Annotated in this window: 13 protein-coding genes; 7 read left to right on the top strand and 6 right to left on the bottom strand. The window is 63.8% G+C overall.

Annotated elements, in window-relative coordinates; genetic code table 11:
* Positions 1-55 precede the first annotated feature (55 nt).
* Together P7C00_RS08465 and P7C00_RS08460 are read right to left on the bottom strand one after the other, a co-directional pair.
* Positions 56-655, bottom strand: a complete 600-nt coding sequence (locus P7C00_RS08465) for an FMN-dependent NADH-azoreductase (protein ID WP_346634819.1) — start codon at positions 653-655, stop codon at positions 56-58.
* A 158-nt stretch (positions 656-813) separates the two neighbouring features.
* Positions 814-1,128, bottom strand: coding sequence for a 3-phosphoglycerate kinase (locus P7C00_RS08460; RefSeq protein WP_346634820.1), 315 nt, complete (start codon positions 1,126-1,128; stop codon positions 814-816).
* 49 nt (positions 1,129-1,177) lie between these two features.
* On the opposite strand from P7C00_RS08460, the gene P7C00_RS08455 reads away from it, so the two are divergent.
* From P7C00_RS08455 to aqpZ, 5 genes are all read left to right on the top strand, one after another.
* Positions 1,178-2,101 carry a LysR family transcriptional regulator gene (locus P7C00_RS08455; protein ID WP_123726405.1) on the top strand — a complete coding sequence of 308 codons (924 nt, stop codon included), beginning with the start codon at positions 1,178-1,180 and terminating at the stop codon, positions 2,099-2,101.
* A 30-nt stretch (positions 2,102-2,131) separates the two neighbouring features.
* Complete coding sequence (locus P7C00_RS08450) at positions 2,132-2,935, top strand: alpha/beta fold hydrolase (protein ID WP_404938663.1); 804 nt, start codon at positions 2,132-2,134, stop codon at positions 2,933-2,935.
* 3 nt (positions 2,936-2,938) lie between these two features.
* Complete coding sequence (locus tag P7C00_RS08445; RefSeq protein WP_123726407.1) at positions 2,939-3,502, top strand: peptidylprolyl isomerase; 564 nt, start codon at positions 2,939-2,941, stop codon at positions 3,500-3,502.
* Positions 3,503-3,591: 89 nt separating this feature from the next.
* The gene (locus P7C00_RS08440; protein WP_123726408.1) at positions 3,592-5,424 is read left to right on the top strand and encodes an ABC transporter ATP-binding protein; all 1,833 of its coding nucleotides are present in this window, start codon (positions 3,592-3,594) and stop codon (positions 5,422-5,424) included.
* A gap of 202 nt (positions 5,425-5,626) precedes the next feature.
* On the top strand, positions 5,627-6,325 hold the full coding sequence (gene aqpZ, locus P7C00_RS08435) for an aquaporin Z (protein ID WP_346634822.1): 699 nt from the start codon (positions 5,627-5,629) through the stop codon (positions 6,323-6,325).
* Between the two features lie 16 nt (positions 6,326-6,341).
* On the opposite strand, the gene P7C00_RS08430 is transcribed toward aqpZ, so the two are convergent.
* Complete coding sequence (locus P7C00_RS08430; RefSeq protein WP_404938661.1) at positions 6,342-7,466, bottom strand: GNAT family N-acetyltransferase; 1,125 nt, start codon at positions 7,464-7,466, stop codon at positions 6,342-6,344.
* Positions 7,467-7,552: 86 nt separating this feature from the next.
* Positions 7,553-8,458: a LysR substrate-binding domain-containing protein gene (locus P7C00_RS08425; protein ID WP_404938659.1), complete on the bottom strand. Its 906-nt coding sequence runs from the start codon at positions 8,456-8,458 to the stop codon at positions 7,553-7,555.
* A gap of 83 nt (positions 8,459-8,541) precedes the next feature.
* Here P7C00_RS08425 and P7C00_RS08420 point away from each other — a divergent pair, with 83 nt between their 5' ends.
* Positions 8,542-9,909 (top strand): MFS transporter, encoded by a 1,368-nt coding sequence (locus tag P7C00_RS08420; RefSeq protein ID WP_404938657.1) that lies wholly within the window; start codon positions 8,542-8,544, stop codon positions 9,907-9,909.
* Positions 9,890-10,291, top strand: a complete 402-nt coding sequence (locus P7C00_RS08415) for a DUF4440 domain-containing protein (protein ID WP_404938655.1) — start codon at positions 9,890-9,892, stop codon at positions 10,289-10,291. Before P7C00_RS08420 ends, P7C00_RS08415 begins: the two co-directional genes overlap by 20 nt.
* A 51-nt stretch (positions 10,292-10,342) precedes the next feature.
* Here P7C00_RS08415 and argS read toward each other — a convergent pair whose 3' ends face one another.
* Together argS and P7C00_RS08405 are read right to left on the bottom strand one after the other, a co-directional pair.
* Entirely contained in the window at positions 10,343-12,055 is a 1,713-nt protein-coding gene (gene argS, locus P7C00_RS08410; protein WP_404938653.1) for an arginine--tRNA ligase, read from the bottom strand.
* 54 nt (positions 12,056-12,109) lie between these two features.
* Positions 12,110-13,312 carry an MDR family MFS transporter gene (locus P7C00_RS08405; RefSeq protein ID WP_404938651.1) on the bottom strand — a complete coding sequence of 401 codons (1,203 nt, stop codon included), beginning with the start codon at positions 13,310-13,312 and terminating at the stop codon, positions 12,110-12,112.
* Between the last annotated feature and the right edge of the window lie 40 nt (positions 13,313-13,352).

Below are 13,352 nucleotides of genomic sequence, written 5' to 3'. Positions count from 1 at the left end.
ATTACCGCGTCGCGAGCCTGCGCCAGAGCGACGGCATCAATTCGCCAGCGGCGATTCAGGCCACCTGGGCCAGCTTGGCGTTGGCCTGGTTCAGGCCCTTCTCATGGAAGTCGCCGCCCAGGTTCAAGCCTTCGGCGTGGATGAACTCGACGTCGTGGATGCCGATAAAGCCCATGACCTGACGCAGGTAGGGTTCCTGGTGGTCCGCGCTGCTGCCGGCGTAGATACCGCCCCGAGCAGTGAGCACATAGGCACGCTTGCCAGTCAGCAGGCCTTGTGGCCCGGTGTCGGTGTACTTGAAGGTCACCCCGGCGCGCAACACATGGTCGAGCCAGGCCTTCAGGGTGCTGGGAATGGCAAAGTTGTACATCGGCGCGGCCATCACCAACACGTCGGCGGCCAGCAGTTCCTCGGTCAGCTCATTGGAGCGCTGCAGGGAATCCTGCTCGGCGGCGCTGCGCTGCTCGGCAGGTTTCATCCAGCCACCCAGCAGATTGGCGTCCAGGTGCGGCACCGGGTTGCGGGCCAGGTCACGGACGCTGATCGAGTCGCCAGGGTGGGCGGCCTGCCATTGCTGGATAAAGGTCTGGGTCAGTTGCCGGGATACGGAATCCTGCTGGCGAGCGCTGCTTTCAATGATCAGGACGCGGGACATGGCTGAAGCCTCCATCGGGGTATGCGTAAGTCGATGGAGCGCAGATTAAACAGAGTGATATCGATGAAAAAGCGCAAATAACTGCTATAACCAATCAACAAATTCGTTTATAAGCGGAGCCAGCCCCAGCGCAGTATGCCGGGCCGGCCCAGGGTCTATCACTTGGCCTGACAGTTCAGGTCCAGGCGCAGCTTGATGATCTTGCGATTGAACTTGGCGGTGACGTTCTTGCTCTTGCCGGCCGCCACTTCCACCTTGCGGGTGCGGGGCGCCTCGGGGCCATTGCGAAACACCACCGAACACACGGCGTCGTTCTTGCCGTAGTTGTTCAACTGGATGGAGCCGATGTCTTCATCGGTATCGAAGGTGGTGTAGTCGATACTCTGGCCGTTCAACTGCTTCTCGACATCGATGGGATAGGCCCAGGCGCTCAGGGGCAGTAGAGCCAGCAACACACAACAGAATTTTCTCATTCGGCAGTCTCCAATAAGGAGCGCCAGCTTAGGACAAGAGGAGTCCCTCATGAAAGCGCCCCGCGTGACCCTGGATCAATGGCGCACCCTGCAGGCGGTGGTCGATCACGGTGGCTTCGCCCAGGCCGCCGAAGCCCTGCACCGTTCGCAATCCTCGGTCAGCTACACCGTGGCGCGCATGCAAGACCAGCTCGGCGTGCCGCTGCTGCGAATCGATGGCCGCAAGGCGGTACTCACCGAAGCCGGCGGCGTGTTGCTGCGCCGCTCCCGGCAGTTGGTCAAGCAGGCCAGCCAGCTGGAAGACCTGGCCCACCATATGGAACAAGGCTGGGAAGCCGAAGTACGGCTGGTGGTGGACGCCGCCTACCCCAATGCGCGCCTGGTCCGCGCCCTGACCGCCTTCATGCCGCAAAGCCGTGGCTGCCGCGTGCGCTTGCGCGAAGAAGTGCTGTCCGGGGTCGAGGAAGTGCTGCTCGAGGGGGTCGCCGACCTGGCCATCAGCGGCTTCAACATTCCCGGTTACCTGGGCACCGAGATGAGTTCAGTGGAGTTCGTCGCCGTGGCCCACCCGGAACACGCCCTGCACCGCCTGCAACGTGAACTGCATTTCCAGGACCTGGAAAGCCAACTGCAAGTGGTGATCCGCGACTCCGGCCGCCAGCAACCGCGGGACGTGGGCTGGCTCGGCGCCGAACAACGCTGGACCGTGGGCAGCCTGGCCACCGCCTCGACCTTCGTCAGCAGCGGCCTGGGTTTTGCCTGGCTGCCCCGGCACCTGATCGAACGGGAGCTGCGCGAAGGCCTGCTCAAGGTCCTGCCCCTAGATCAGGGCGGCAGCCGCCATCCGACCTTCTTCCTCTATTCCAACAAGGACAAACCCCTGGGCCCGGCAACGCAGATCCTCGTGGAACTGCTGCGCACCTTCGACACCGCGCCCCTGGATGCGCCCTTTGCCGCACCCGAGCAAGCCTGACGTCCCACTCATCAGAACAGGAGTTCTGCCATGGCGTATTTCGAGCATGAAGGTTGCACCCTGCACTACGAGGAATACGGCCGGGGCGACCCCCTGCTGCTGGTTCACGGCCTGGGCTCCAGCGCCCTGGACTGGGAAAAACAGATCCCCGAACTCTCGGCCCGCTACCGGCTGATCATCCCGGACATTCGCGGTCACGGACGTTCCGACAAACCCCGGGAGCGTTACAGCATCCCGGGCTTTACCGCCGACATCGTGGCGCTGATCGAGCACCTGAACCTGGGCCCCGCGCACTACGTCGGGCTGTCCATGGGCGGCATGATCGGCTTCCAGCTGGCGGTGGATCAGCCGCAACTGCTCAAGAGCCTGTGCATCGTCAACAGCGCCCCCGAGGTCAAGCTACGCAGCGCCAATGACTACTGGCAGTGGTTCAAGCGCTGGAGCCTGGCCCGAGTGCTGAGCCCGGGCGCCATCGGCAAGGCCCTGGGGCCGCGCCTGTTTCCCAAGCCGGAGCAGGGCGAGCTGCGGCAAAAGATGGCCGAGCGCTGGGCAAAAAACGACAAACGTGCTTATCTCGCCAGCTTCGACGCCATCGTCGGCTGGGGAGTGCAGGAACGTCTGGGCCGGATCACCTGTCCAACCCTGGTCGTCAGCGCCGACCGCGACTACACCCCGGTGGCGGTCAAAGAGGCTTATGTCAAACTGCTGCCGGATGCACGGCTGGTGGTGATCGAGGACTCCCGACACGCCACGCCGCTGGACCAGCCGCAGCGCTTCAACCACACCCTGCTGGACTTCATAACCACAGTCGACACCACCACCCAGGATCACTGAACCATGCTGAAAAAAATCGCCCTCGTCGCCGGCTCCGTGCTGTTCGCTGCCAACCTGATGGCCGCCCAACCGGCCAAGGCGCCTCACGTCCTGCTGGATACCAGCTTCGGCAAGATCGAAGTCGAACTGGACCCGGTCAAGGCACCGATCTCCAGCAAGAACTTCCTCGACTACGTCGACAGCGGTTTCTACACCAACACCATCTTCCACCGGGTGATCCCGGGGTTCATGGTCCAGGGCGGTGGCTTCACCGCACAGATGGTGCAGAAAGACACCCGCGACCCGATCAGGAACGAAGCCTCCAACGGCCTGCATAACGTACGCGGCACCCTGTCCATGGCCCGCACCTCGAACCCCAACTCGGCCACCAGCCAGTTCTTCATCAACGTCGCCGACAACGCCTTCCTCGACCCGGGCCGCGACGCCGGCTACGCCGTATTCGCCAAGGTGGTGAGCGGCATGGACGTGGTGGACCAGATCGTCAACTCCCAGACCACCACCAAGCAAGGCATGCAGAACGTGCCGATCGACCCGGTGCTGATCAAGTCGGCCAAGCGTATCGACTGAACCCAGCAGCCTGTCCCGACGGCGGCGCCCTACCCGGCGCCCCGTCCGCTTTCAGAACAGGAGAGCCCGCATAACGGGCTTCAGACCCCATGCTCTATCGTCGTTTTGAACAACTGATCGATATCTTTCGCGACGCTCCCAGCGCCACCCCACCCAATCGGGTCCTGCCCTTCTACTTCCACTACATCAAGCAAGTCTGGCCCAGCTTCGTCGCCCTGCTGGTGGTGGGCCTGTTCGTGGCCCTGATCGAGGTGTCGCTGTTCAGCTACCTGAGCACCATCATCGACCTGGCCCAGGGCACGCCCAGCGTCCAGGTGTTCACCGACCACGGCCTGGAACTGGCCTGGATGGCGGTGGTAGCGTTGCTGTTCCGGCCGCTGATGGTCGGCCTGCACGACCTGCTGATGCACCAGACTATCAACCCCGGCATGACCAGCCTGATCCGCTGGCAGAACCACAGCTACGTGCTGCGCCAGAGCCTGAACTTCTTCCAGAACGACTTCGCCGGGCGCATCGCCCAGCGCATCATGCAGACCGGCTATTCGCTGCAGGACTCCTCGGTGCAGGTGATCGACGCCCTGTGGCATGTGACCATCTATGCCATCGGCTCCCTAGTGCTGTTCGCCGACGCCGACTGGCGCCTGATGATTCCCCTGCTGCTGTGGATCGCCGGCTTCATCGGCGCCATGCGCTACTTCGTGCCACGCATCCAGAAGCGCTCGGTGGACGCCTCCGACGCCCGCTCTAAACTCATGGGGCGGATCGTCGACGGCTACACCAACATCACCACCCTCAAGCTCTTTGCCCACACCCATTTCGAGCAGAGCTACGCCCGCGAAGCCATCGCCGAGCAGACCGAGAAAAGCCAGCTGGCGGGTCGTGTGGTCACCGCCATGGACGTGACCATCACCAGCCTCAACGGCCTGCTGATCGTCGGCACCACGGGCCTGGCCCTGTGGCTGTGGAGCCAATCACTGATCAGCGCCGGGGCCATTGCCCTGGCCACCGGCCTGGTGATCCGCATCGTCAACATGTCCGGCTGGATCATGTGGGTGATCAACGGCATCTTCGAGAACATCGGCATGGTCGAGGACGGCCTCAAGACCATCGCCCAACCGCTGCAACTCACTGACCGCGAGCAGGCGCCGAAGCTGGCGGTGGCCAAGGGCGGCGTGCGCTTCGAGCATGTGGAGTTCCATTACGGCAAGGCCAACAAGGTCATCAGCGACCTCAACCTGGACATCCGTCCCGGGGAGAAGATCGGCCTGATCGGCCCGTCCGGGGCCGGCAAATCAACCCTGGTCAACCTGCTGCTGCGCCTCTACGACCTGCAGGGCGGACAGATCCTCATCGACGGCCAGAACATCGCCGAGGTGACCCAGGAAAGCCTGCGCGAGCGCATCGGCATGATCACTCAGGACACCTCGCTGCTGCACCGTTCGATACGTGACAACCTGCTCTACGGCCGCCCCGATGCCACCGACGAGGAACTCTGGGAAGCGGTGCGCAAGGCTCGCGCCGACGAGTTCATCCCGCAGCTTTCCGACGCCCAGGGCCGCACCGGCTTCGATGCCCACGTCGGCGAGCGCGGGGTCAAGCTGTCCGGCGGCCAGCGCCAGCGCATCGCCATTGCCCGGGTGCTGCTCAAGGACGCGCCGATCCTGATCATGGACGAAGCCACCTCGGCCCTGGACTCGGAAGTGGAGGCGGCGATCCAGGAAAGCCTGGAAACCCTGATGCAGGGCAAGACCGTAATCGCCATCGCTCACCGCCTCTCCACCATCGCCCGCATGGACCGCCTGATCGTCCTGGAACAGGGGCGCATTGCCGAGGCCGGCACCCACGCCGAACTGCTGGCCCATGGCGGTTTGTACGCGCGCCTGTGGCAGCACCAGACCGGAGGTTTTGTCGGTATCGACTGATAGCGCAAAAACCTTCGTCCCACGCCCACCAATAAACGCCAGGGCCCTGTTTCCAGGGGCCCTGGCGTTTTTATTGACGGGCTGGAATTGCGCCAAAAGCCTGCTGTACTGAGCCTAGGTTCCGGGACAGAACCTGTAGTTAACCCGCGGGATGCATAACAGTTGTATCGCGTTGATAGGTTGACCTATCAAGGACTCACTCATGTCTTTGTTCAAACGTTCCATGACTGAATTGCTCGGGACCTTCTGGCTGGTTCTCGGCGGGTGCGGCAGCGCTGTGCTGGCGGCGGCGTTTCCCAATGTCGGCATCGGTCTGCTGGGGGTGGCCCTGGCATTCGGCCTGACGGTACTGACCATGGCGTTCGCCATCGGCCATATTTCCGGCTGCCACCTGAACCCCGCCGTGTCCGTGGGCCTGGTGGTGGGCGGACGCTTTCCGGCCAGGGAACTGCCGGCCTATGTCGTGGCGCAAGTGATCGGTGGAGTCATCGCCGCAGCGCTGCTGTATTTCATTGCCAGCGGCAAGCCCGGCTTCGAGCTGGCCTCGGGGCTGGCCTCCAACGGCTATGGCGAACACTCACCCGGCGGCTATTCAATGGCCGCGGGGTTTGTCTGTGAGCTGGTGATGACCGGAATGTTCGTGGTGATCATTCTGGGCGCCACCGACAAACGCGCCCCGGCGGGGCTGGCGCCCATCGCCATCGGCCTGGCCTTGACGCTGATCCACCTGATCTCGATCCCGGTGACCAACACCTCGGTCAACCCGGCCCGCAGCACCGGACCGGCGCTGATCGTCGGCGGCTGGGCCCTGCATCAGCTGTGGCTGTTCTGGCTGGCGCCGATCCTCGGCGCGGTGATCGGCGCCGTGCTCTACCGCTGGCTGGGCAAGGAAGACAGCTGAGCAAAGGCGGCGAGGATCACGCCTGCCGATAGGGCAAGGCGTCCCTCGCCTCCTCGGCATAAGCGCGAATCCCGGCCCGCTCCTGTTGCAGGAAATCCTTCACCGCGGCATTCAGCCCGGGGTGACGCAGGTAATGCCAGGAGCGGGTGATCACGGGCTCGAAGCCCCGAATCAGTTTGTGCTCGCCTTGGGCCCCGGCGTCGAAGCGCTGCAGCCCCTGGGCGATGGCGTACTCCATGCCCTGATAGAAACAGGTCTCGAAATGCAGGCGGTCAAACTCCGCCAGGCAGCCCCAATAGCGGCCGTAGAAGCTGTCGCCCCCCACTAGGCTGAACGCCATGGCCACCGGTCGGCCGCCCTGCTTGGCCAGGACCACGCGAATCGCCTCGGGCATGCGCTCGGCCAGCAGGCTGAAGAAGGCCCGGGTCAGGTACGGCGCCTGGCGCCGCACCGCATAGGTATTGGCGTAGCAGGCATAGACGAAATCCCACTGGGCTTCGTCCAGTTCATGGCCTTCGAACCACTGGAAATCAAAGCCCTGCCCCGCCACCTGTTCGCGCTCCTTGCGCATCTGCTTGCGCTTGCGCGAGCTCAAGGCGTCGAGAAAATCCTGAAAGTCCCGGTAGCCGCGATTCTGCCAATGGAACTGACAGCCCAGGCGCTGCAACCAGCCCGGTTGCTGTTCCAGGGCCTGATCGCTGAAGTCATCGGTGAAGTTGATATGGGCGCTGGAAAGCCCTTCGATCTCCAGGTAGCCGGGCAGGCTTTTCAGCAGCTCGAAGGCATCCGCCTGGGTCGCCGCCAGCACCCGGGCGCCGCTGACCGGGCTGAACGGCACCGCCGTCAGCAGCTTGGGGTAGTAGTCGATCCCGGCCCGCGCGCAGGCATCGGCCCAGCCGTGATCGAACACATATTCACCGTAGGAGTGCCATTTGCGATAACTGGGCAGGGCCGCCAGCAGCCGGCCGTCTTCCACATGCAGCAGGTGCTCGGCCTGCCAGCCGGAGCGCGGGCCCAGGCTGCCACTGTCTTCCAGGGCACTGAGAAAGGCGTGACGGACAAAGGGTTGCCCGTCCTTGAGCAGGCCATCCCATTGCACAGGATCGACGGCAGACAGACTGTTCAAGGATTGCAGCGGCATTGGGGTCCCCGGGATTCAGATCGGACAACCCGGCGAGTATCCCCCATCCCCGGACTCACCGAAACAGCCACGGCCCTGGCGCGAGCTCAACGCCCCAGATGCTCCGCAAGAAAATCGATGAACACCCGGGACTTGCGCGGCAAGTGGGCGCTGTTGGGAAACAGCACATGCACCGGCTGCGGCGCCAGGCTGTACTGCGCCAGCACCCGCACCAGGCGCCCATTGGCCAGGTCGTCGAGCACCAGCCATTCCGGCAGCACCGCCAGCCCCAGGCCGGCCAGGGCCAGGGCGCGAATCGCCGTTGCCGAATTGGACTCGTGCCCAGGGTTGACCCGCACCTCCACCTCGCCCCGACGCGGATGATTGAAGGTCCAGCTGGGCGGCCCCGCCAGATTGCTGTTGCCGATCCACGGCAAGCAGCTCAGATCCTCGGCCTGCAGCAGTTCCTGGCCATGGAGCAGGTCCGGGCTGGCCACCAGGGCGATGCCATAGTCCGCCAGCTTGCGGCCCTTGAACCCCGAGTCCGCCAGGTGGCCGAGGCGAATCACCAGATCGAGCTTTTCCGCCACCAAGTCATTCAACGACGAATTGAAGTGGTAACTCAGGCGCACTTCGGGGTAGCGCGCCGTGAACAACGGCAGGATCGGCAGCACGAAAGTCTCTGCGTACTCCGCCGTGGAGCTGATGCGCAATTTGCCCGAAACCCGGTTACGCCCATGCAGTACGTTGTCAAAGGCCGTATCGATATTGGCGACAATCCCTTTGAATTCGTCATACAGGTCCTGGCCGCTTTCCGTCAGGGCGATATGCCGTGTGGTGCGGATCAGCAAGGTACTGGCCAGGGCCTGCTCCAGCGCCTTGATATGCAGGCTCGCCATGGCCTTGCTGATGCCCAGATACTGCGCGGCGCGGGTGTAGGAGCCAAAGTCCACCACCGCGAGAAAGGTCTGCACCCGATGCAATTGGCCGTGAAAGGTCTCGCTCACTGTCAAATCCTATTAAACAATGCGTCAAGTATAGGCCCCTCGACAGTCTCCGCCCAGGCTCCCTATGCTGCGGGAAATACGGAGGCGGCATGACCTACAGATACAAAGTGGCGGTGGTATTTCTTCTCGGATTCTTTATCGACTGCGTGAACATCTTCATGTCGGCGGTGGCCCTGCCGAGCATCGCCGCGCACTGGCAGGTATCCAGCGCCAGCGTGGCCTGGGTCGCCAACGCCTACATGCTCGGCCTGACCCTGGTGATTCCCATCAGCACCTGGCTGGCAGGACGCTTCGGCAGCCGGGAGATCCTCAGCGCCTCGATGCTGCTGTTCAGTGGCGCGGCCCTGCTATGCGGGCTGGCCGACGACTTCAGGTGGCTGGTGTTCTGGCGACTGGTGCAGGGCATGGCCGGCGGCCTGCTGATTCCCCTGGGGCAGGCCTTGACCTTCAACCTATTCCAGGGCCCGCAACGGGCACGCATCTCGACCCTGATCATGGCCGTGGCATTGCTGGCGCCGGCACTCTCGCCGACCCTGGGCGGCGCGATCGTCGACCACAGTTCCTGGCGCTGGGTGTTCTTCGCCAGCCTGCCGTTGTCATTGCTGGCGGCGCTGCTGTCCTGGCGCTGGGTCCGCAGCGAACGCACGGCGCATCCGGCCCGCCCGGACCTGCGCGGCCTGCTGCTGGTGAGCGCCAGCCTGGGCAGCCTGCTGCTGGGCATGTCGCTGTACGGCAGCGGCTACCCGGCCTATCAGGCCCTACTCTGCCTCGCGGCCGGCCTGCTGTTCGCCGCGCTGTACCGCAGGCACTGCCAGGCTTGCCCACAGCCCATCGTCGATCTGCACTTGCTGAACAATCCCCGCCTCGGCCTGTCGGTGGGCATCTACCACGCGATTCCCGGGATCTTCACCGGCGTCAACCTGCTGAGCCTGTTCTTCCTGCAGGACAGCCTGCACCTGAGCGCGCAACACAGCGGCATGTTCATGTTGCTGTATGCCGCCGGCGCGCTGCTGGCGATGCTGGCCTGCGGGCGTTACTACCACCGCATCGGCGCCCCGCGACTGTTCGCCATCGCCCTGGTGCTGCACAGCGCCGGCATCGTCACGCTGTGCTGGGTCAATGCGACGTCCGACCTGCCGCTGATCATGCTGGCCTACCTGCTGATGGGCCTTGGCGGCGGCGCCGGCGCCAATACCGCCCAGACCACCGCCCTGCTGGACTTCAGCGGCAGCGACACGCACAAGGCCAGTGTGATCTGGAACATCAACCGGCAGATGGCCTTCAGCCTTGGCGCGGCCTTGCTGCTGATGCTCTACAACCTCCTGCTCAGGTACCTGGACGCTCTCGCGGCCTATCACCTGAGCCTGCTGCTGGCCGCCCTGGCCGGCCTGCTTCCCTTGCCGGCCCTCGGCAGACTCAACCCACAAAAGGCCTCCCATGCCCAACTCGATCATTAAACAGGCGCAGTACAGCGTGCACTGGATTCATCAACTGATTCACAGTGTCTTCACCGATCAACGGGGGGATGGCGCAGCCTGCATCGAACAACTGCTGCCGTTGTTCGCCGAAGATTTCCAGATGGTGACCACCAGCGGCGCGATAGTCGGCCGGGAACAGGTGGAGCAGCTGTTTCGCGGCGCCCTGGGCACCCGAACGGGGCTGGAAATCATCATCAGCGATCTGCACTGCCTGTGGCACGAAGGCCACAGCGCGGCGATCCGCTACAAGGAAACCCATTGCCTGAACCAGAGCCAGACCTCGCGCCTGTCACTGGCGATCATCCGGGTCCGGGACGATTCGGTGCAGTGGCTGTACCTGCACGAAACCGCCTGCCCCTGAGCCCTTTGCCCGAGGCGAGGCACGCGCCCCGCCTCGGCCACGCATAGGGCATCACATGGTGTCGACCACCTCGATCCCCAACAGCCCCAGGCCCTCCTTCAGCGTGCGGGCGGTCAACTCACAGAGTTTCAGCCGCGAACCATCGACGCGCTCGTCAGCAATCACCGGGCAGGACTCGTAGAAACGCGAAAACGCCGTGGCCAGCCCGTACAGGTAGGCACAAAGCACATGGGGCAGGCTTTCACGCAGCACTTGCAACATCACATCCTCGAAACGCAGCAGCTCGATGGCCAGGCTGTGCTCATGGGGCTCGATGATCTGCAGGCCTTGTTCCTTGACGCTCCCGGCCCGGGTCAGCACGCGGTTGGCCCGAGTGTAGGCGTATTGCAGGTAAGGCGCGGTATTGCCCTCGAAGGACAGCATCGCGTCCCAGTCGAACACATAGTCGGTGTTGCGATGACGGGACAGGTCGGCGTACTTCAGCGCGCCGATGCCCACCACCCGGGCCACGTGCTGACGGGCCTGGGGGTCCAGCCCATTGTTCTTCGCGGCGATCAGCACCTCGGCCCGCTCCACCGCCTCGGTCAGCAACGCGTCGAGCTTGACCGACTCGCCGGACTTGGTCTTCAACGGCTTGCCATCGGCGCCCTTGATCGTGCCATGGCTGACATGCTCAAAATCTGCCTGGGGCGGCAGGAAGCTGGCCTTGCGCGCCACCAGGAACAACTGCTGGAAATGCAGGGACTGGCGCACATCCACCACATACAGGCAGCGGTCGAGCTTGAGCTGACGAATGCGAAAACGGATCGCCGCCAGGTCCGTGGTGGCATAGAGAAAGCCACCGCCCTGCTTCTGCACGATAAAGGCCGCCTCCTGGCCCTCCTTGTTGGCGTACTCCGCCAGCATGACCACCCTGGCGCCCTGGCTTTCGGTCAGCAGGCCCTTGTCCTGCAGGGCCTGGACCAGGGGCTGCAGGTCATCGTTGTAGAAACTCTCGCCACGGATGTCCGACTGTTTGAGCAACAGGCCCAGGCGCTGGAAGATATCCAGGGAGTGGGACAGCGACACCTCGACGAAGGTGTGCCACATGCGCAGCACCTCGGCATCTCCCTGTTGCAGCCGGACCACATAATCCCGGGCACGGCGGGCAAAATCCTCCGATTCGTCGAAGCGCAGCTTGGCCTGTTGGTAGAAGCGGTTCAGGTCCCGCAGTTCGTAGTCCTGCCGACAGGTGTCGGTGGCCTCCTTCATATAAGCCAGGAGCATGCCGAACTGGGTGCCCCAGTCGCCGACATGACTCTGCAGGATCACGTCCTGGCCCATGAACAGATTGATCCGCGCCAGGGCGTCGCCAATGATGCTGCCGCGCAGGTGCCCGACGTGCATTTCCTTGGCCAGGTTGACCGAGGCGTACTCCACCATCACCCGCTTGGCCGGCTGCGGCTCGACTCCCAGGTTGCGGGTCAGCAGCGCATGCTCCAGGCGCTCGCGCAGGAAGTCCTTGTCGAGGGAAATATTGATGAAGCCCGGCCCGGCGATCTGCAGGTGCTCGGCGATGCCCCGCAGGTCCACCCGCTCCACCAGTTGCAGGGCCAGTTCGCGCGGCGCCAGGCCCAGCTTCTTGGCCGCGGCCATCACTCCACTCATCTGGAAATCGCCGAACTCGGGACGGCTGGCCAGCTGGATCACCGGCGGACTGTCAGTGGCGCCCAGGCCGTTGAGGGCGGCCGCGAAACGTTGGTCCAGAATGCGCATTACAGACATGTCGGATACACCTCATCCTTGAAGATTTCGAACCTCAGGCGGCAACCCTGCCCTTTACCTGACGGCGTAATTTTGTACCACCATGACCAGCCCGCACAACGCGGCCAGCCCTATGAACATCCATTGCCCCCCCACCAGATCGAGCATGCCGCCACCGTAGATCGGCGACAGGGCGATGCCCACCCGATAAAGGCTGGAGACCCCGAAATAGGTGCCGCGCAGGCTCTCCTGAGCCAGCCGGTCGACTTCGATGCTGAAGATCGGGAACACGATCAGCTCGCCCACGCTCAACAGCAGCGTGGCCAGCGCCAGCCCCCAGAACAGTGTCACCGGCGAGCCGGCGAACACCAGCTGCGAGGCTAGCATCAGGGCCATGCCCCAGAACAGCCGACAGCGAGTGGAATAGGCCTCCAACAAGCGCAACAGAGGAAACTGAGTAAAGACCACAATCAGCGAGTTGAGGGTGATCAGGATCACCAGCAGGGTCACTGGGTCCTGCACTTCGCTGCGCGCCAGGTACTGCGGCAGGGTCGAATCGAACGAGGCATAGACAAAGGCCGCCACGGTGTTGCACAGCATCAGCAGGGTAAATCGCCGATGCTTGAGCACCGCACCGAAGGCCACCAGGAAGTTGGGGGTCGGAGCGCTGGTATGCCGCTGCGCCCGGGCCTCCTTGTCCCGCAGCAGACGCCACAGCAGCAGGCCGAAAATCGTGTACACCAGGGCGCAGGCGGCGAACACCAGGGAGCGCACGCTGGACAGCAGCAACATGCCGATCAACGGCCCGATGGAACCACCGACGTTCACCAGGAAATAGTTGGCATACAGCGCCAGTTCCCGGGACTGCAGATCCTCCACGTAATCGCCGATCAGCACTTTGCAGGTCGACTCCAGCAGCGAACAGCCCACGCTCACTCCGGCCACGGCCACGCCGAACCAGAACACCGAGCCGGCCTTGATGAACAGCAGGAACGACAGCGCGCTCAACAAGGCGCCCGCCAGAATCAAGCGCCGTCGCCCGAAGCGGTCCGACAGCCAGCCGGTGTAGATACTGCTCAGCGCGCCGCCCACCATGGCCACCGCCAGCAGGGTGCCGATCAGCGTCGCGCTCAGGTGATAGTCCTGGTACAGGAAAATCGCCAGGAACGGCCAGATCATGAAGAACGCGCCGCGGGTCAACAGGGTGCCGAACAGCACCACATGGACCTCCCTGGGCAGGGTTGCGTAGCGCGTCCAACTGAAGGTTCTTTCAACCATGGGCCGGCCCACGTCTCCCGCCCGGGGGAGCCTGCCCCCC

The organism is Pseudomonas sp. JDS08PS003, from assembly GCF_045013505.1.
GTDB classification, from domain to species: Bacteria; Pseudomonadota; Gammaproteobacteria; order Pseudomonadales; family Pseudomonadaceae; genus Aquipseudomonas; species Aquipseudomonas protegens_B.
The sequence above is the reverse complement of the archived record's forward strand: the minus strand, read 5'-3'. Positions and strand labels throughout refer to the sequence as shown.

What these genes read in the sequence shown, in the direction of transcription:
- argS (WP_404938653.1), bottom strand. Translation starts at nt 12,055, where the DNA reads ATGTCTGTAATGCGCATTCTGGACCAACGTTTCGCGGCCGCCCTCAAC.
- P7C00_RS08430 (WP_404938661.1), bottom strand. Translation starts at nt 7,466, where the DNA reads ATGCCGCTGCAATCCTTGAACAGTCTGTCTGCCGTCGATCCTGTGCAA.
- P7C00_RS08405 (WP_404938651.1), bottom strand. Translation starts at nt 13,312, where the DNA reads ATGGTTGAAAGAACCTTCAGTTGGACGCGCTACGCAACCCTGCCCAGG.
- P7C00_RS08420 (WP_404938657.1), top strand. Translation starts at nt 8,542, where the DNA reads ATGACCTACAGATACAAAGTGGCGGTGGTATTTCTTCTCGGATTCTTT.
- aqpZ (WP_346634822.1), top strand. Translation starts at nt 5,627, where the DNA reads ATGTCTTTGTTCAAACGTTCCATGACTGAATTGCTCGGGACCTTCTGG.
- P7C00_RS08455 (WP_123726405.1), top strand. Translation starts at nt 1,178, where the DNA reads ATGAAAGCGCCCCGCGTGACCCTGGATCAATGGCGCACCCTGCAGGCG.
- P7C00_RS08440 (WP_123726408.1), top strand. Translation starts at nt 3,592, where the DNA reads ATGCTCTATCGTCGTTTTGAACAACTGATCGATATCTTTCGCGACGCT.
- P7C00_RS08445 (WP_123726407.1), top strand. Translation starts at nt 2,939, where the DNA reads ATGCTGAAAAAAATCGCCCTCGTCGCCGGCTCCGTGCTGTTCGCTGCC.
- P7C00_RS08460 (WP_346634820.1), bottom strand. Translation starts at nt 1,128, where the DNA reads ATGAGAAAATTCTGTTGTGTGTTGCTGGCTCTACTGCCCCTGAGCGCC.
- P7C00_RS08450 (WP_404938663.1), top strand. Translation starts at nt 2,132, where the DNA reads ATGGCGTATTTCGAGCATGAAGGTTGCACCCTGCACTACGAGGAATAC.
- P7C00_RS08465 (WP_346634819.1), bottom strand. Translation starts at nt 655, where the DNA reads ATGTCCCGCGTCCTGATCATTGAAAGCAGCGCTCGCCAGCAGGATTCC.
- P7C00_RS08415 (WP_404938655.1), top strand. Translation starts at nt 9,890, where the DNA reads ATGCCCAACTCGATCATTAAACAGGCGCAGTACAGCGTGCACTGGATT.